This is a genomic window from Metabacillus idriensis (assembly GCF_050483325.1).
Classification (GTDB): domain Bacteria; phylum Bacillota; class Bacilli; order Bacillales; family Bacillaceae; genus Bacillus_P; species Bacillus_P idriensis_A.
Window position 1 is genome coordinate 213137 of the sequence record NZ_JBCMYF010000006.1, and the last position, 18663, is coordinate 231799.

Below are 18663 nucleotides of genomic sequence, written 5' to 3' on the forward strand. Positions count from 1 at the left end.
TTCTATAAAATGGGTGATTGGGTCTGATGCTATTACCATTTTACCCCATAGATGCGAGGGAGTGCGATGTAATTAATTGAAATTTCTAAAAATAATCCCAATTATTTAGTTGATTCCCTTTTTAACCTGTTTATTCGGTTCGGAAGTCCCGGCTCCTACTTTGCAAATGCTACTTTAAGCTCGATAAAAAGGGTCGTGTATATGAACATTTCCTCAATTTCCACTTTATATTGTTTATCGTCAATTTTATAGACTTTATTTTCAATTGCTTTTTGCATCAGCTTCCGGCTTTTAAAGACACTTTCTAAATCCTTTGCCATCACATCAGAAATATCCTCTTTTACATGGTCTTGAATCATATAGGTCATAAGCGAAGTGAATTGATACCTTTCCCCGTTCACAAGAGTTACATGAATGTTTTGGACCCTCAGTTTTTCCTGATTTATTTTATTGAGCGTCTCAATTTCTTCTTTATAGCTTAGATTGGCTTTTTTCAAATCCGAAATGGTATATTCCTGATCTTCAATTTTAGTTATTAGTTTCTCCTGCCATTCACCGTAAATGTAGAGAAAAATACACCAGCTTACGACAGCGCCGAGAACCATTCCCGCGAAAAGCCGCTGCCAGGAAGGTCTTTTATATAGAGGCGGAATTCTCATTGCGGCTGCTCCTGTGTCAGCCAAGAAATAAGGAGCCAGCCTGTCTGGGCCCCGCCCATAGCTGAAATAATAAGCAGAATCTGTTTGATGACATCCCGTGTTTCACCTTCAAAGAATCCTCTTTCAAAGCTGTAAAACGTATCAAACGTACCGCCGATTGCAGCAACAAGCGCCCAAATTTTCAATCTGTTAGCTAGGCTGTAAATAGTTGACAGCGGAGGCTCCCCGGCTAAGTATGCTCCCACTCCGCCGATTATTGAACCGCCAAGGATCACTCCAAGCGCAATAAAATAACTATTTATAAAGGCTGGTATAAAAGCTTCTTTAACCTCCATTTTTATCATCATCCCCTTATTGATATGTATATGGACAAACACAGGGAAGTATGTGATGAGAAAGCTTCTATTTGTGTCACTTTTCAAACAGGAATATAATAAAACTATGAGAATGCCAGAAAGGATGGGAACATAGATTGCCATTTGTCCATCTTCAAGTTCAAAGCGCCTACAGTCTGCTGAACAGCTCAGCAAGAATAGATAAGTTAATCGAAAAAGCTAAATCATATCAATTCAAGGCTCTCGCTATTACAGATTTTCATACGATGTATGGAGCGGTTGCTTTTTATAAACAGTGCAAAAAACATGGCATCAAGCCAATTATCGGACTGACAGCTTCAATTATTTTAGAAGAGTCCGGTGAGGATGCCGGGTATCCTCTTATACTGCTTGCTAAAAATAATGATGGATACAAGAATCTTTTGAAGATCAGCAGTGTTCTGCAAACAAAATCTCCTCAGGGAATTAAGAGCAGATGGCTGAAATCATACAGCAACGGTTTAGCGGCTATTACCCCTGGCAGAACAGGCCTTGCTGAAAAGTATATTAGCGAGGGGAAAAGTGAAGAAGCAATAAAGCTTCTCGAGTTGTACAAGACCTTTTTTAATGAGGGAGACTTCTATTTATCTGTTCAAAAGCACTCACTTCAAGATGAATTCAAAATGACGGAGGAAATCCTCAAGATAAGCCATCAAACAGGTCTTCCGCTTGCAGCAGCAAATGATGTTCATTACGTGGAACAAGAGGATGCCTTTGCCCATAATTGTTTGCTTTCAATTAAAAATGGATCAAAAATGGAAGATGACAGCGATTATGCACTGCCTTCGAATCAGTATTACTTTAAATCTCCTTCTGAGATGGCTGAACTTTTTCAAGATTGTCCCGAAGCTCTGGAGAATACGCTGAAAATTGCTGAAGAATGCAACGTATCTCTTGAACTCGGAAAAACGCAGCTTCCGAAATACCCGGCACCTGCCGGCCAATCAGCTGATGAGTATTTGGAAAGACTTTGTCTGCAGGGATTAAAACATCGTTTCAGAGAACCTGCAGATACATATTTTAGAAGGCTTGAGTATGAACTGGATGTAATCAAACAAATGAAGTTCAGTGATTATTTCTTAATCGTCTGGGATTTCATGAAGTATGCACATGACCATCATATTTTGACGGGGCCAGGAAGGGGATCTGCAGCGGGATCCCTGGTAGCGTATGTGTTGAAAATTACAGATGTAGATCCAATTGAACATCGCCTTTTATTTGAGCGTTTTTTAAATCCTGAGCGCATCAATATGCCTGATATAGACATTGATTTTCCTGATACAAGACGGGATGAAATGATTGCCTATGTTGCAGAAAAATACGGCTCTATGCACGTAGCCCAGATTGTGACATTCGGAACGCTTGCAGCAAAAGCCTCGCTTCGTGATGTCGGAAGAGTCATGGGGGCATCAGCAAAAGAGGCGGATGTACTGGCAAAGCTCATCCCTTCTAAACCCGGTACAACGTTAAAGCAGACTTATTCAGAGTCTAAAGATCTGCGAAATCTTTTAACAGAGTCAGATTTATATAAAAAAATTTATGAAACGGCCCTGAAGATTGAGGGTCTGCCGCGCCATACATCCACACATGCTGCCGGTGTAGTGTTCAGCAGCGAACCGCTGACGGACATCATTCCCATTCAGGATGGGCACAACGGGATCTATTTGACTCAATTTTCGATGGATTACCTTGAAGACCTTGGATTGCTGAAAATGGATTTTTTAGGCCTTAGAAACTTAACGCTTATCGAAAGAATAACAAGTCATATTGAACGGAATGAGAAGAAAAAAATCGATTTCTCCCAAATTTCCTATAAAGATGAAAAGACATTTGAACTGCTCGGCAAAGGGGATACAACGGGAGTTTTCCAGCTGGAGTCTGAAGGCATGCGGAGCGTTCTTAGAAGGCTGAAACCAACAGATCTTGAGGATATTGTGGCTGTAAATGCCCTTTTTCGTCCGGGACCAATGGAAAACATTCCTCTCTTTATCAGCCGGAAGCATCACAGAGAGAAAATCGAATACCCGCATCCTGCACTTGAGCCTATTTTAAAAACAACCAATGGGGTAATCGTGTATCAGGAGCAGATCATGGAAATAGCCTCAAAAATGGCTGGGTTTTCTTTAGGTGAAGCTGATTTATTAAGAAGGGCAGTCGGAAAAAAAATTAAGGATATACTTGATCAGGAAAGAGAGCATTTTGTATCAGGATGCATGAAAAATGGCTATGATAAAACATCAGCAAACAGCATTTATGATTTAATCGTTAAATTTGCAAACTATGGATTTAATAGAAGCCATGCCGTAGCCTACAGCATGATTTCCTTTCAGCTTGCTTTTCTGAAAGCCCATTACCCTGTATATTTCATGGCGGCACTTTTAACCAGTGTGATCGGCAATGATGAAAAAGTCGCGCAATATATTAGAGAGGCCAAGCAGAATGGCGTTGCTGTTCTGCCGCCATCTATTAATAGAAGTGAATATCCTTTTACTGTAGAAAAGGGAAGCATTCGATTCAGTCTTAATGCCATAAAAAATGTTGGAACAAATGCTGTTAAAGAAATTTATCAGGCAAGAAAGAAAAGGGAATTTGCCGATCTTTTTGATTTTTGCGTAAGGGTATCGATGAAAATCGTCAACCGAAAGGTGGTGGAATCCCTCATTTTTTCCGGAGCAATGGATGAGTTTGAGATGGAAAGATCGACGCTGCTTGCAAGTCTTGATTTAGCAATCGAGCATGCGGCACTTTTTTCTTCAGATGATGAAAATCAATATGATTTGTTTTTGGAAGAGGAAGAATTCAGTATTAAGCCGAAATATATAGAAGTTGAACCATTCAAAACGGAAGAATTGCTTAAATTTGAAAAGGAAGCATTGGGATTTTACTTTTCAAGTCATCCAGCATCAGCGCACTCGTTCTTATTTAATCGTTTTGGGGTTGTGAAAATCAGCGATGCGCGGCAATTGCTGCATCAGAAGGTGAAGGTCGGAGTATTTATTACAGCCATCCGCACGATCCGGACAAAAAAAGGCGAGGTTATGGCTTTTCTTGCATTAAGCGATGAGAGCGGGGAACTTGAAGCAGTTGCCTTTCCGGCTGTTTATACAAAAGCCGGGGATATTTTTTCTCAAGGAAATGTTGCAGTCCTGAGCGGAAAGATTGAGAATCGAAATGACCGGCCACAGCTGATTTTATCAGATGCAGAAACCATTCAAGATCTTGAGAAGAGAACGAAAACACTGTTCCTTAAAATTGAAGAGTCCCATCTGGCTGAGGGGAAACTGCAGATTGTACAAGATACCCTCAAGCAGCACCGGGGCGGCACTCCGGTTTTTCTTTATTACGAGAAGGACAAAAGAACCGTTCAGCTTCCAAAAGATTATTTTGTGGATGCAACTGACCGGTGTTTGTCTGTGCTGAGAGAACTTTTAGGCAATCAGAATGTGGCAGTGAAAGATTAAAAGCAAAAATACAAGTCTTTACAATACCTAAAATTATGTTATGATTTATTATTGGCTGGAGTGGTCAGACCACCTCCAATATGACCCTAAGGAGTGAGAAGATGTCATTGCGAGAAGAAGCATTACATATGCATCTAATTCATAAAGGAAAGCTAGAATCAAAATCAAAAGTACCAGTCAGAAATGCTAAAGACTTAAGCTTAGCTTATTCTCCAGGGGTCGCTGAACCTTGTAAGGCAATTTATGACGATAAAAATAAAGTGTACGACTATACAATGAAAGGCAACATGGTGGCAGTAGTATCAGACGGCACTGCCGTGCTTGGCCTCGGAAATATCGGACCGGAAGCAGCACTCCCGGTAATGGAAGGAAAAGCAGTCCTTTTTAAAAGCTTTGCGGGAGTTGATGCATTTCCGATTTGTTTGAATACAACAGATGTGGATAAAATTGTAGAGACGGTCAAATTGCTTGAGCCTACATTCGGAGGCATCAATCTTGAAGATATTGCTGCGCCGAATTGTTTTGTTATTGAGGAAAGATTGAAAAAGGAAACGAATATTCCTGTTTTTCATGATGATCAGCACGGAACGGCCATTGTTACTGTTGCAGGACTTGTGAATGCATTGAAGCTTGCCGGCAAACAAATGTCCAGCATCAAAGTGGTGGCAAATGGAGCAGGTGCAGCAGGAATAGCCATTATCAAGCTTCTATACCGTTATGGCGTGCGCGATATTATCATGTGCGATTCAAAAGGTGCCATTTTTGAAGGACGTTCGTTTGGGATGAATAACGTAAAAGCGGAAGTCGCTAAGTTTACGAACCGTGACCGTGCGGAAGGCTCATTGGCAGATGTCATCAAAGATGCCGACGTATTTATCGGTGTTTCAGTTGAGGGTGCATTGACAAAAGACATGATTGCTACTATGAAAAAGGATCCAATCATATTCGCGATGGCGAATCCAGTGCCTGAGATCATGCCGAGTGAAGCTAAAGAAGCAGGAGCGATGGTTATAGGCACAGGACGTTCAGATTTCCCGAATCAAGTCAACAATGTTCTTGCATTCCCGGGTATTTTCAGGGGCGCTCTGGATGTGCGCGCTACACATATTAACGAACAAATGAAAATTGCGGCTGTTGAAGCGATTGCTTCATTAATTAGTGCTGAAGAATTATCCGCTGACTACGTTATTCCGGCTCCATTTGATGCACGTGTTGCTCCTGCGGTTGCTGCAGCGGTTGCAAAAGCAGCGATGGAAACCGGGGTGGCTAGACTAAAGGCTGATCCAAATGAAATCGCTGAAAAAACTAAACAGTTAGCGATCATCGAGACAAAGTGAGTGGTGGACTGTGACTGCACCGAAGCCGAAGGTATATATTGAGATACTTCGTCAAATCAGGTCCATCATCCACGAAGATGCTCTTTTGGCAGGGGATAAAATTCCATCTGAAAGAGAACTCGCTGAACGGTTAAATGCAGGGAGATCATCCGTCAGAGAAGCTCTCCGGGCGCTCGAGCTCCTCGGAATGATTGAAACTAGACGCGGCGAAGGAACATATATCAAGGATTTTCGAGAACATGGTCTTGTTGAAATTCTCGGCACGTTTATTTTGCAGGATAAAAATGCGATCGCTGATTTGATTGAAATGAACGGGCTCCTTGAAGCAAGTGCGTTAACATTATTGCTTGCAAAAGATAATCAAGCTGAAGAATTAAAGAATATTGGCTTCTCTATTCAGGATCAGAATCTGAGACATGCGGAGATTATGGCCAAGTTTATGAAGCTGTCGGACAACTACCTTTTATTCCGGATATGGACGGTCCTGAATGAGTATTTAAAGGTAATCCAGCCGGAGCAGAAGACCGGCAGATCAAGCGAATATGAAAAAATAATTGATGGACTCATTTCAAATGATGAAAAGAAGGTTTTTGATTCTTATAAAACCCTGACAAAGAAAGAAAATGTCGAATAGGACATGACACCTTTTTACAAAAAAATTGAAAATAATCCGGTAAAGTAGATAGATATGGCTAAGAGACAGGAATGAATCATTAATTCAATCAGGCGATCTGTCTAGAGACACCGAATGAAGTTCATAGAAAAGGAGGCAACGTTTTGTTAAAGGATTTATTTTCTAAGAAGAACCCAAAAAAGAAGAAATATGCATCCATTCCTTCTGAGCAGGCAAAGCATGATGTGCCTGAAGGAATCATGACAAAGTGTCCTAGCTGTAAAAAGATTATGTACTCTAAAGAATTGAATAAAAATCTGCGCGTGTGTATGAATTGCGGCCATCATCACACCATGACTGCCAGAGAAAGAATTAAAAGCTTATTTGATGAACATTCATTTACTGAGTTTGATAAGGAAATGGTCTCTGAAAATCCGCTTAATTTCCCTGGATATATGGAAAAAGTAGAAAAAGACCGCAAAAAAACAAATCTAAACGAAGCAGTTGTAACCGGAGAAGGCACGATAAACGGCAATAAAACGGTCATTGCCATTATGGATGCAAGCTTCAGAATGGGCAGCATGGGATCAGTTGTCGGCGAAAAGATTACTAGAGCGATAGAGCGTGCAAATGACCGCGAGCTGCCGTTTATTATTTTTACAGCTTCCGGCGGTGCAAGGATGCAGGAAGGTGTACTCAGCTTAATGCAAATGGCCAAGACCAGCTCTGCACTGAAAATGTTCAGTGATAACGGAGGACTGATCATTTCTGTCATGACTCATCCTACAACAGGAGGGGTTTCTGCAAGCTTTGCTTCACTTGGTGATTATAATTTTGCAGAACCGCGTGCACTTATTGGATTTGCGGGAAGACGCATCATTGAACAGACAATCCGGGAAGACCTGCCTGAGGATTTTCAGACAGCAGAATTTCTTTTGAAACACGGCCAGCTCGATGCTGTTATTAATCGATTGGATATGAAGGATACTCTTTCTAACATCCTGGAACTTCATACGTCAGGAGGTGGATCTGCATGGTAGGAGAACTTGAATTTGAAAAACCGGTAACAGATCTAAGGCAGAAAATTTCAGAGCTTAAAGAATTCACAAAAAATACCGATGTAGATCTGACGGCTGAGATTGTGAAGCTTGAAGGACGTCTTGAAAAGCTTGAAAAAGATATCTATACCAATTTACAGCCTTGGGATCGAGTGCAAATTGCAAGACACCCTAACCGTCCCACAACATTGGATTATATTGATAAACTTTTCACAAACTTCTTTGAAATACATGGCGACCGCTACTATGGTGACGATGAAGCTATTGTCGGAGGCATCGCAAAATACGGCGGACTTCCTGTAACGGTCATTGGCCATCAGCGCGGCAAGGATACAAAAGAAAATATCCGCCGGAACTTTGGCATGCCTCATCCGGAAGGCTACCGCAAAGCACTGCGCTTAATGCATCAGGCTGAAAAATTCAACCGTCCGATTATTTGCTTTATCGATACTAAAGGAGCTTATCCCGGCAAGGCTGCAGAAGAACGGGGCCAAAGCGAAGCAATCGCCAAAAACTTATTTGAAATGGCTGGATTAACTGTTCCGGTTATCTGTATTGTGATTGGAGAAGGCGGCAGCGGAGGCGCGCTTGCGCTCGGTGTTGGAAATCATATTCATATGCTTGAGAACTCAACTTACTCTGTTATCTCGCCTGAAGGGGCAGCTGCTCTTTTATGGAAGGATGCAGGGCTTGCAAAAAAAGCTGCGGAAACAATGAAAATAACAGCGCCTGATCTGAAGAAGCTTGGCATCATTGATCAGATTATCAATGAAGTTAAAGGCGGCGCACACAGAGATGTTTCTGAACAGGCAAAAAATATGGATAAAGTCATTCATGCTTCCCTGAAAGAATTATTGAAGCTTGATGGATCTCAACTGGTCCAGCATCGCTATGAAAAGTTTAAAAGAATCGGTCAAGTTTCGTTTGCAGAAGAAATACTTGGGGTAAAATAGATTAACGTGTAGCCTCCGGACAGGAAGGCAGCACGTTTCTTTTTTTAAGGGTATATATTTAGTAATTGATGGTAAACACCTATCCCCTGAGCTGGTAAGATTATTCGACAAAATGAAAAGGAAGCGTTTACTTTATTTAATTTTCAAAGATTCGCTGAAAACCCCTCAAAACAAGAGGTTTTATTGTATAATGAGAAAGGTTTAAATGTAACGTGAAAATTCGACATTTGTCGTTTCTTGTCTATTGTGTTGCCCATTTCTTCATGTTATTTTAATATCACATACTACTTTGGGGTGAGAAAAATGAAAAAAATCGGCGTATTAACTAGTGGAGGAGATTCACCTGGTATGAACGCAGCTGTACGCGCTGTTGTACGTAAAGCGATCTATCATGATGTAGAAGTGTACGGAATTTATCACGGTTATTCTGGATTAATTGCTGGACATATCGAAAAGCTTGAGCTTGGATCTGTAGGAGATATTATCCACCGGGGGGGTACAAAGCTCTATACAGCCCGCTGTCCTGAATTTAAAACAGTTGAGGGACAACTAAAAGGAATCGAGCAATTAAAGAAGCATGGAATAGAAGGCTTAGTTGTCATCGGCGGAGATGGTTCTTATATGGGAGCCAAAAAGCTGACTGAACATGGTTTTCCATGTGTAGGCGTTCCGGGAACCATTGATAATGACATTCCAGGCACTGATTTTACAATTGGATTTGATACTGCACTGAATACAGTCATTGATGCTATAGATAAAATTCGGGATACTGCAACATCACATGAACGTACATACGTGATTGAAGTCATGGGAAGACATGCTGGAGATCTTGCATTATGGTCAGGTCTTGCAGGCGGAGCAGAAACGATTCTGATTCCGGAAGTGGACTATGATATGGAAGATATTCTTGCCCGGTTAAAGCATGGGACAGACAGGGGCAAAAAACACAGTATTATCATCGTGGCAGAAGGCGTAGGAAGCGGAGTCGAATTCGGCAGAAGAATTGAAGAGGCTACTAAGCTTGAAACACGCGTATCTGTACTAGGGCACATTCAGCGCGGAGGATCTCCTACGGCGTTTGACCGTGTGCTTGCCAGCCGTCTTGGTGCTTATGCTGTAGAATTATTGCTTGAAGGAAAAGGCGGACGCGCAGTCGGCATTCAAAGCAATGAATTAACAAACAATGATATCCTTGAAATTTTAGATACACCGCATACAGTTGATAAGAACATGTATCAGCTTTCAAAAGAATTATCGATCTAAATGATATCTGTTTGGTATCGTTTTCATACCTATTAACAGGAGGAATATAACGAATGAGAAAAACGAAAATAGTCTGTACGATCGGCCCTGCAAGTGAAAGTGTTGAAAAGCTTACGCAATTAATGGAAGCGGGAATGAACGTTTCACGCTTAAACTTCTCTCATGGAGATTTTGAAGAGCACGGAGCACGCATCAAAAACATTCGCGAGGCATCAGGTAAACTTAATAAGGATATTGCCATCCTATTGGATACAAAAGGACCTGAAATCCGCACGCATTCTATGCAGGACGGTGCAATCGAGCTTGTTGCAGGGTCAGAAGTGACCGTGTCAATGACAGAGGTGCTTGGAACAGCTGATAAATTCTCAATTTCATATGAAGGTTTAATTGATGATGTACATGCTGGATCAATCATTTTGCTTGATGATGGCCTGATTGGACTTGAAGTTCTTGAAATGAACAAACAAGCGAAAGAAATCAGAACAAAGGTTTTAAACACAGGCACATTAAAGAACAAAAAAGGTGTCAATGTTCCAGGCGTAAGCGTTAAGCTTCCGGGAATCACGGAGAAAGATGCAAATGATATCGTTTTTGGAATTGAGCAGGGAGTGGACTTCATCGCTGCGTCATTCGTACGACGTGCAGCAGATGTTCTTGAAATTCGCGAATTGCTTGAAAAACACGATGCAGGCCATATTCAAATCATCCCTAAAATCGAAAACCAGGAAGGCGTCGATAACATCGATGAGATTCTTGAGGTTTCAGATGGTTTAATGGTTGCACGCGGTGACTTGGGTGTGGAAATTCCAGCTGAAGAAGTGCCATTGGTTCAAAAAGACCTTATTAAAAAGTGCAACGCTTTAGGCAAACCGGTTATTACAGCTACACAAATGCTTGACAGCATGCAGCGCAATCCACGCCCTACACGCGCAGAAGCAAGTGATGTTGCAAACGCCATTTTTGACGGTACTGATGCAATCATGCTATCTGGTGAGACGGCTGCAGGATCATACCCTGTTGAAGCGGTTCAAACTATGAATAACATTGCTTCACGTGCTGAACAAGCTCTTGATTACAAGCAAATCCTTGCAAAGCGCAGCGAACAGGCTGACATGACAATTACGGATGCTATCGGACAATCGGTTGCGCATACAGGACTTAACTTGAAAGCTGCTGCAATTGTAGCAACGACTGAAAGCGGGCATACAGCGAGAATGATTTCAAAGTACCGTCCTAAAGCTCCGATCGTGGCTGTTACTTCATGTGAGTCAGTTTCACGTAAGCTTGCTCTTGTTTGGGGCGTATACTCACGCAATGGTCAAAAAGCGGCATCAACAGATGAAATGCTTGATCAGGCAGTACAAGAATCACTTCAGTCAGGAATTGTTAAGCATGGTGATTTAGTTGTCATTACTGCAGGCGTGCCAATCGGCGAAACTGGCACAACGAACTTAATGAAAGTTCACGTTGTCGGCGATGTGATTGCTAAAGGACAGGGAATCGGGCGCAAAACAGCGTTTGGAAAAGTTGTCGTGGCAAGCTCAGCATCTGAAGCTGAATCAAAAATGACTCAGGGTGCCATTTTAGTTTCTCAAAGTACAGATCGTGACATGATGGGCGCTTTAGAGCAAGCATCAGCATTAATTACAGAAGAAGGCGGATTAACAAGCCATGCTGCTGTAGTTGGCTTAAGTCTTGGAATTCCTGTAATCGTAGGAGTGGAAGATGCAACTTCTATCCTGAAAGATGGTCAGGAAATCACAGTTGATGGATCTCGCGGTGCCATCTATCAAGGACATGCAAGTGTTCTATAAGTAAATAAAGACAAAAAGAGAAGGGCTTTTCCTTCTCTTTTTTGCATGCATTCCATATACTCTTTATATACGACAAAATGAGGTGCATTAGATGAGATATTTGCTGCCATTTTTAATTATCATCCCAGCATGTGAAATTGGCATCTTGCTTTTCTCAGGCAAAACGATCGGAATCATTCCAACTATCTTAATGATTATTGCAACTGGAATAGCTGGAGCGTGGCTTTCAAAGAAGCAGGGAATGGAAGCAATCCGAAAAGTTCAGCGTGAAATCAGCTTTGGAAATATACCGGGTGATGCCATAATTGACGGGCTGTGTGTTCTCGTTGGGGGCTTGCTTCTTTTAACACCTGGTTTTATAACAGATTTAACAGGGTTTGTTTTATTAATCCCCGCAACAAGAAAATTTGTAAAACCGCTGCTGCAAAAGTGGATCAGCAGAATGATCGATCAAAATCGATTTACGATTATACGATAGAACCGTCTGAGCTTTTCGCATCAGCGGTTTTTTTCCTGTTTGCCAATACAGAAAAGCGGAGCATTATCTGACATGTCTGAGCTAAATGCGATTCCGCTTTTCTGTTGGCCCTTACGATTTTTTAGTGATAAATGACCAGATATCTTCAAATATTCCTGCATTGTGAAGGGCATTGAATATAACTAAAGCAACTGGCCCGGCAATTAATCCTAGAAACCCGAATAATTTAAAACCTGCAAATAACGAAATCAGTGTTGCAAGAGGATCAAGTCCAATTGTTGAAGATAAAATCTTCGGTTCCATCATTTGACGCTGAATCAAGATGATCAGGTATAAAACACCTAAACCAATGGCAAACGGCAGATCGCCGCTGAATGCTGAGTAAATGATCCACGGGACGAAGACCAGGCCTGTTCCGAGATAAGGAAGCAAATCAACGATTCCAATCAGCAAAGCAATTGTAATTGCATAGTCCACCCGCAGGAAGAGTAACCCTAGTAATACGATAATAGTTGTGATGCTGATTAAAATCAGTTGAGCTTTAATGAAACCAAGCAAAGCTTTTTTTAAATCATCAACAACCGTTCTGCCGCTTTTTCTCGCTTTTAAGGGAAGGTATTTGCGGAGCAGCTTCTGAAATTTGTACCAGTCTTTGCTGATGAAAAAAGCTGCCAGCAAGGAGAAAATCGTCACTGTAGCAGCGTTCGGGAGCCAGCTGATCAACAGCGGAATGTTCTCTAGCAGCCCTTTTAAAAAGCCGGCTGCATTTGATCCGATTTTTTCGCCTGCATTTTGAATGTTGGCAAGGATTGTTGCCTGCTGACTGGAATCAAGCGTATTAAATAAAGCTGCAATATCTTCATAGACGGGAAGCACACGGTCCCCAATGAATGTCTCAATATAAACGACAAGGGCTTTGAAATGCTCAGGCACGGACGATGCAAGATACGTGGTGCCCGTTACGAGTTCAGTGACCAGCAAGGTAATAATGCCTGCAATAACGACAAATAGAAAGGCGATAGATAGTAAAACGGCAGCACTTCGAACCATTTTTTTTTCAAGCAGATTGACCATAGGATTTATGAACATCGCTAGGATGAGTCCGATTATAAACGGATAAGTGAGCGCCGAGATATAATAGACAGAGGCGAGCGCAGCGGCAATAATGCCTGCAACGGCAAGCGTTCTGACAGTAACTTGTACTACGTAAGCATTCACATGATCCCCTCCTGTTCATTATTCAGATTTTTTAAAGATCGTTAATAATTTTCTGTATTTGTTTCAGGCACGCGGTCCGAGACTCTTTGCCGAAAAGAAATCTGTATCTGCCGCTGTGCTGAAAAAGACTTTTGAAAGGAAGTAAGAAAATGAATCAACCTGTCCTATTCTTAATCATATTATTGATCGTTGGATTTCTTGCCAAAAATCAATCATTAATGTTCGCAGTCGGTTTTTTACTAGTTGTGAAATTGACCGGCCTTGATACGAAATTGTTTCCTCATATCCAGGCAAAGGGGATAAATTGGGGTGTCACTGTAATTACGATCGCCGTACTGGTGCCGATTGCTACCGGTGATATTGGATTTAAGCAGCTGACAGAGGCAATGAGATCGTCCTATGCATGGATTGCTCTTGGAGCCGGGATTGCAGTAGCACTAATTGCTAAGAATGGTTTGACGCTGCTTGCAGAAGACCCCCATATCACTACAGCTCTTGTGTTTGGAACCATTTTAGCAGTGTCTTTATTTGGGGGAGTTGCCGTCGGACCGCTGATTGGAGCAGGAATTGCGTATTTGGTCATGCAAACGGTTAAATTTTTTGGTTAATATAATAAATTCTGATACAATAAATGAGAAGGCGCCTTTAAAACTCATTATTCTTCTTAAATATCATTTTTCTGACAAATTTTTTGGTTCTGGAAATTCTTTTCGTTCACAAAAATCAGATAATTGTTTATAATGGGTATAGGCAGTTTCATTCCGCCTTCTTATTAATGAAAGTCACAATTGAAGATAACATTCGATGTGGCTATTATATTAGCTGTAAATGTAAGCATTTTCTTTTTATAAAATGCTTGAGTATTGAGCAAGCGCTCGGTCGTTTAAACGATTGAAAGATTGGGCAAATAAAAAGAAAAAGACCAGTTTGTCGAATGCTATCTTTTATTGTTGACGAGAAGAGCGGATCAATGGGGATATTTTTGCAAAGGAGAGATTTACATGACAACAACACGGGGTCTAGAAGGAGTAGTTGCTACTACTTCATCTGTAAGTTCTATTATTGATGATACTCTTACATATGCGGGGTATAATATCGATGATTTAGCAGAGAATGCTAGTTTCGAAGAGGTCGTTTATTTATTGTGGCATAGAAAGCTTCCAACGAAAGACCAGCTTGCCGAAATCAAAAAAGAACTTGCTGAGAATGCTGAAATACCGCAGGAGGTTGTCGATCACTTTAAATCATACGATTTAAAAGCTGTACATCCGATGGCTGCTCTGCGCACAGCTGTATCTCTTCTTGGCTTGTTTGACAGTGAAGCAGATGTAATGGATCCGGAAGCTAACTACCGCAAAGCGATCCGCCTTCAGGCTAAACTGCCGACAATTGTTTCAGCATTCGCCCGCATCCGAAAGGGACTTGAGCCTATTAAACCAAAATCAGATGCTAGTTTAGCAGCGAACTTCCTGTATACTTTAACTGGTGAAGAGCCGAGCGATGTAGCAGTTGAAGCATTCAACAAAGCGCTGGTTCTTCATGCAGATCATGAGCTCAATGCATCTACATTTACAGCACGGGTATGTGTAGCAACATTATCTGATGTATATTCAGGGGTGACTGCAGCAATCGGAGCACTTAAAGGTCCTCTTCATGGCGGTGCTAATGAAGCTGTAATGAAAATGCTCAAGGAAATCGGCGATGTTGATAACGCTGAGTCATATGTGCATGAAAAGTTCGCACGCAAAGAAAAAATTATGGGCTTTGGACACCGTGTGTACCGCCAGGGTGATCCTAGAGCGAAACATCTGAAGGAAATGTCTGAAAAATTGACGAACCTCACTGGTGAGCCAAAATGGTTTAAAATTTCTACAAAAATTGAAGAAGTCGTAACAAGTGAAAAATCCATTCCGCCAAACGTAGATTTTTATTCAGCATCTATGTACCACAGCTTAGGAATCGATCATGATTTGTTCACGCCTATCTTTGCTGTCAGCCGTGTATCCGGATGGCTCGCTCATATTCTTGAGCAATATGAGAACAACCGTCTGATCCGCCCTCGTGCAGATTATACAGGACCTGACATGCAGAAATATGTTCCAATCGAACAGCGCGGCTAATCTTATTTAAAGATTAGAGGCCTATTATAGTGAAAGCTGGACCGGCCTCTTATTGATAAATCAGCAGCCAGGCGGTTCCGCTACTCTAAGCTGTCTAGCTCCATCGCCTAACTCCTCGGCCAGAACGGCTCCGCCAGTAAAGGCAAAAAGCGCCTTTCCTGTCGGATCCTTATCTGTCTGTCGGAGCTAACCAGTCGGTTCCGCTTTTCTAGCTGTCTAGCTCCATCGCCTAACTCCTCGGCCAGAACAAAATCCCCCAAAAAGTCAAAACCGGACTTTTCGGGTGATTTCTTATCTGTCTGTCGGAGCTGACCAGGCGATTCCGCTTTTCTAAATATAATACATAACTGGAGGTAATTATTTTGACACAAGCACAAAAAATTACAGTAACAGATGGAGTATTAAACGTACCTAACAATCCAATCATTCCATTTATCGAAGGGGACGGAATTGGTCCTGATATCTGGGCGGCAGCTTCACGCGTTTTAGAAGCGGCAGTTGATAAAGCGTATAATGGCGAAAAGAAAATTGAGTGGAAAGAAGTTTTAGCAGGAGAAAAAGCATTTAACAAGACTGGAGAATGGCTCCCTGAAGAAACACTTGATGTGATCCGCGAATATTTCATCGCGATTAAAGGACCTCTAACGACTCCAGTAGGCGGAGGAATCCGCTCATTGAATGTTGCTCTTCGTCAAGAGCTTGATTTGTTCACTTGCCTTCGTCCTGTACGCTACTTTAATGGAGTTCCTTCTCCAATTAAGCGTCCTGAAGATACAGACATGGTCATTTTCCGCGAAAATACGGAAGATATCTATGCAGGAATTGAGTATGCTAAAGGATCTGAGGAAGTAGAAAAATTGATTTCATTCCTTAAAAATGAGTTAGGCGTTAATAAAATCCGCTTCCCTGAAACTTCAGGCATCGGCATTAAGCCTGTTTCTGAAGAAGGAACTCAGCGTCTAGTGCGTGCTGCAATTAATTATGCGATTAAAGAAGGCCGCAAATCAGTTACTCTTGTTCACAAAGGAAACATCATGAAGTATACTGAAGGTGCCTTCAAGAACTGGGGCTATGAATTGGCTGAAAAAGAATTCGGAGATCAAGTGTTTACTTGGGCTGAATATGACCGCATCGTTGAAAAAGACGGCAAGGATGCTGCAAACAAAGCACAGCAGGATGCAGAAGCAGCCGGCAAAATCATTGTAAAAGATTCTATCGCAGATATCTTCCTTCAGCAGATCTTAACTCGTCCGCGTGAATTTGACGTAGTTGCTACAATGAATTTAAATGGAGACTACATTTCTGATGCTCTTGCTGCTCAAGTAGGCGGAATCGGGATTGCTCCAGGAGCAAATATCAATTATGAAACTGGACATGCTATCTTTGAAGCTACGCACGGTACAGCTCCTAAATACGCAGGACTTGATAAAGTAAATCCATCATCTGTCATTCTTTCCGGTGTATTAATGCTTGAGCACTTAGGGTGGAATGAAGCAGCTAAATTAGTTGTTGATGCAATGGAACAATCAATCTCAGACAAAGTAGTTACGTATGACTTTGCGCGTTTAATGGACGGCGCTAAAGAAGTAAAATGCTCTGAGTTCGCTGATGCGTTAATCAGCAAAATGTAAGGAAACCAGTAAGGCTATTTTTCATCATTGAAAAATAGCCTTATCATACATAGTAAAGGGGATGTTTTGAATGGGAATGAAACGCAAAAAGGTTTCAGTGATCGGTGCTGGCTTTACTGGTGCGACAACTGCTTTCTTATTAGCTCAAAAAGAACTTTCAGATGTCGTATTAGTAGATATCCCTCAGCTGGAGAATCCTACTAAAGGTAAAGCTTTAGATATGCTGGAAGCAAGCCCTGTTCAAGGATTTGATGCTAATATTATTGGAACAAGTGATTATGCAGATACAGCTGATTCTGATATTGTCATCATTACAGCAGGCATCGCCCGCAAACCTGGCATGAGCCGGGATGACTTAGTTCAAACAAACCAAAAAATTATGAAAAGCGTTACAAAAGAAATTGTGAAATACTCTCCAAATACAATCATCATTGTTTTAACAAATCCTGTCGATGCGATGACATACACTGTGTATAAAGAATCAGGATTCCCGAAAAGCCGTGTAATCGGACAATCAGGAGTACTTGATACAGCCCGTTTCCGTACATTCGTAGCACAAGAGCTGAATCTTTCAGTGAAAGATGTAACAGGTTTTGTACTGGGCGGACACGGAGACGATATGGTGCCGCTCGTACGCTACTCATATGCAGGCGGTATTCCCCTTGAAACATTAATCCCGAAAGACCGTTTAGAAGCAATCGTTGAGAGAACACGCAAAGGCGGCGGAGAGATTGTTAACTTATTAGGCAATGGCAGCGCGTATTATGCTCCAGCCGCTTCATTAGTTGAAATGTCAGAAGCGATCCTTAAAGATCAGCGCCGTGTAATCCCTGCAATTGTTTACCTCGAAGGTGAATATGGCTATAAAGGAATTTACTTAGGCGTTCCAACGATCCTTGGAGGAAACGGCCTTGAGCAAATTATTGAGCTTGAATTAACCACTGACGAAAGTGAAGCTTTAACAAAGTCCGCAGAATCTGTAAAAAGCGTCATGAAAGTTCTTACGTAATAACTCTGAAGGTGGAGAGAGATCTCTCCAGCTTCTTTGCAAAAGAAATTGTAAACGTTTTCACTTTTGGGGGGTGACCGAAAATGCTGCTTGGCAAAAAAAGAAAACTTGGGAGACAAATAGATGAAATTACTACAGGGGAAAAATTAACTCTTACAGAGAAGATTGAAGATAAAGATCTGCTCCTGTATCTTGGTCTGACAAATGATGCAAACCCGCTGTACATTCAGCATGACTATGCCTCGTTAACACCTTATGAAAAACCGATTGTACCAAGCATCATGCTAACAGGAATTATTACTTCTGCTGTTTCAAAATATTTACCGGGACCGGGAAGTCACATTCTGCAGCAGAATCTTTCGTTTCCTGTGCCGGTCTTTCATTACAGCATGATTCAATTTTTCTTTGAAGTTACAGATGTTAATAAAGCAGAGAATCAGATTACCTTGAGTGTAGAAGCTCAAAATGAAAAAGATGTGACTGTTATCGAAGGATCGATCATCGTTGTACCGCCTGTTCAGCTTTCTTCAATGGACGGCCATGCTCTTGAAAATTTTTAAATCGGTGATACCAGCGGCCTAAAACGGCTGCTGGTATTTTTTTAGAATCATTTTCCTTTCCTTCTGCTAAAAATACAATAGGAATTTGTCTGCTTTTATTGGTCAATCTAAAGAA

General features: G+C 41.5%; 16 protein-coding genes. 13 read left to right on the top strand and 3 right to left on the bottom strand.

Annotated elements, in window-relative coordinates:
• Positions 1-155: 155 nt before the first annotated feature.
• The gene (gene ytrI / locus ABEQ24_RS04250) at positions 156-659 is read right to left on the bottom strand and encodes a sporulation membrane protein YtrI (RefSeq protein ID WP_430005608.1); all 504 of its coding nucleotides are present in this window, start codon (positions 657-659) and stop codon (positions 156-158) included.
• Positions 656-994: a YtrH family sporulation protein gene (locus ABEQ24_RS04255; RefSeq protein WP_070877732.1), complete on the bottom strand. Its 339-nt coding sequence runs from the start codon at positions 992-994 to the stop codon at positions 656-658. The genes ytrI and ABEQ24_RS04255 overlap by 4 nt, the downstream gene beginning before the upstream one ends.
• A gap of 137 nt (positions 995-1131) precedes the next feature.
• Between ABEQ24_RS04255 and dnaE the strand changes: the two genes are divergently transcribed.
• The 8 genes from dnaE (at position 1132) to ABEQ24_RS04295 (ending at position 12010) form a co-directional block, all read left to right on the top strand.
• Complete coding sequence (gene dnaE / locus ABEQ24_RS04260) at positions 1132-4494, top strand: DNA polymerase III subunit alpha (RefSeq protein WP_430005609.1); 3363 nt, start codon at positions 1132-1134, stop codon at positions 4492-4494.
• Positions 4495-4595: 101 nt separating this feature from the next.
• Positions 4596-5831, top strand: coding sequence for an NAD(P)-dependent malic enzyme (locus tag ABEQ24_RS04265; protein ID WP_430005610.1), 1236 nt, complete (start codon positions 4596-4598; stop codon positions 5829-5831).
• Between the two features lie 10 nt (positions 5832-5841).
• Positions 5842-6465, top strand: coding sequence for a FadR/GntR family transcriptional regulator (locus ABEQ24_RS04270; protein ID WP_430005611.1), 624 nt, complete (start codon positions 5842-5844; stop codon positions 6463-6465).
• Positions 6466-6608: 143 nt separating this feature from the next.
• Entirely contained in the window at positions 6609-7484 is an 876-nt protein-coding gene (gene accD / locus ABEQ24_RS04275) for an acetyl-CoA carboxylase, carboxyltransferase subunit beta (RefSeq protein WP_430005612.1), read from the top strand.
• On the top strand, positions 7478-8455 hold the full coding sequence (gene accA / locus ABEQ24_RS04280; protein WP_430005613.1) for an acetyl-CoA carboxylase carboxyl transferase subunit alpha: 978 nt from the start codon (positions 7478-7480) through the stop codon (positions 8453-8455). The genes accD and accA overlap by 7 nt, the downstream gene beginning before the upstream one ends.
• Before the next feature lie 303 nt (positions 8456-8758).
• Complete coding sequence (pfkA, locus tag ABEQ24_RS04285) at positions 8759-9718, top strand: 6-phosphofructokinase (protein ID WP_430005614.1); 960 nt, start codon at positions 8759-8761, stop codon at positions 9716-9718.
• A 53-nt stretch (positions 9719-9771) separates the two neighbouring features.
• Positions 9772-11532: a pyruvate kinase gene (gene pyk, locus ABEQ24_RS04290; RefSeq protein WP_430005615.1), complete on the top strand. Its 1761-nt coding sequence runs from the start codon at positions 9772-9774 to the stop codon at positions 11530-11532.
• A gap of 91 nt (positions 11533-11623) precedes the next feature.
• Positions 11624-12010 carry an FxsA family protein gene (locus ABEQ24_RS04295; protein ID WP_430005616.1) on the top strand — a complete coding sequence of 129 codons (387 nt, stop codon included), beginning with the start codon at positions 11624-11626 and terminating at the stop codon, positions 12008-12010.
• A 111-nt stretch (positions 12011-12121) separates the two neighbouring features.
• On the opposite strand, the gene ytvI is transcribed toward ABEQ24_RS04295, so the two are convergent.
• Positions 12122-13228: a sporulation integral membrane protein YtvI gene (gene ytvI, locus ABEQ24_RS04300; protein ID WP_430005617.1), complete on the bottom strand. Its 1107-nt coding sequence runs from the start codon at positions 13226-13228 to the stop codon at positions 12122-12124.
• A 149-nt stretch (positions 13229-13377) separates the two neighbouring features.
• Here ytvI and ABEQ24_RS04305 point away from each other — a divergent pair, with 149 nt between their 5' ends.
• The 5 genes from ABEQ24_RS04305 to ABEQ24_RS04325 all read left to right on the top strand — a co-directional run bounded on the left by ABEQ24_RS04305 (position 13378) and on the right by ABEQ24_RS04325 (position 18548).
• A complete protein-coding gene (locus tag ABEQ24_RS04305) occupies positions 13378-13836 on the top strand; it encodes a DUF441 domain-containing protein (protein ID WP_070877752.1) in 459 nt (152 codons plus the stop codon).
• Positions 13837-14229: 393 nt separating this feature from the next.
• Positions 14230-15348 carry a citrate synthase gene (gene citZ, locus ABEQ24_RS04310; protein ID WP_430005618.1) on the top strand — a complete coding sequence of 373 codons (1119 nt, stop codon included), beginning with the start codon at positions 14230-14232 and terminating at the stop codon, positions 15346-15348.
• A 362-nt stretch (positions 15349-15710) separates the two neighbouring features.
• On the top strand, positions 15711-16979 hold the full coding sequence (icd, locus tag ABEQ24_RS04315) for an NADP-dependent isocitrate dehydrogenase (protein WP_430005619.1): 1269 nt from the start codon (positions 15711-15713) through the stop codon (positions 16977-16979).
• A 70-nt stretch (positions 16980-17049) separates the two neighbouring features.
• A complete protein-coding gene (gene mdh, locus ABEQ24_RS04320) occupies positions 17050-17988 on the top strand; it encodes a malate dehydrogenase (RefSeq protein WP_430005620.1) in 939 nt (312 codons plus the stop codon).
• An 83-nt stretch (positions 17989-18071) separates the two neighbouring features.
• Positions 18072-18548: a MaoC/PaaZ C-terminal domain-containing protein gene (locus ABEQ24_RS04325; protein WP_430005621.1), complete on the top strand. Its 477-nt coding sequence runs from the start codon at positions 18072-18074 to the stop codon at positions 18546-18548.
• Positions 18549-18663 lie beyond the last annotated feature (115 nt).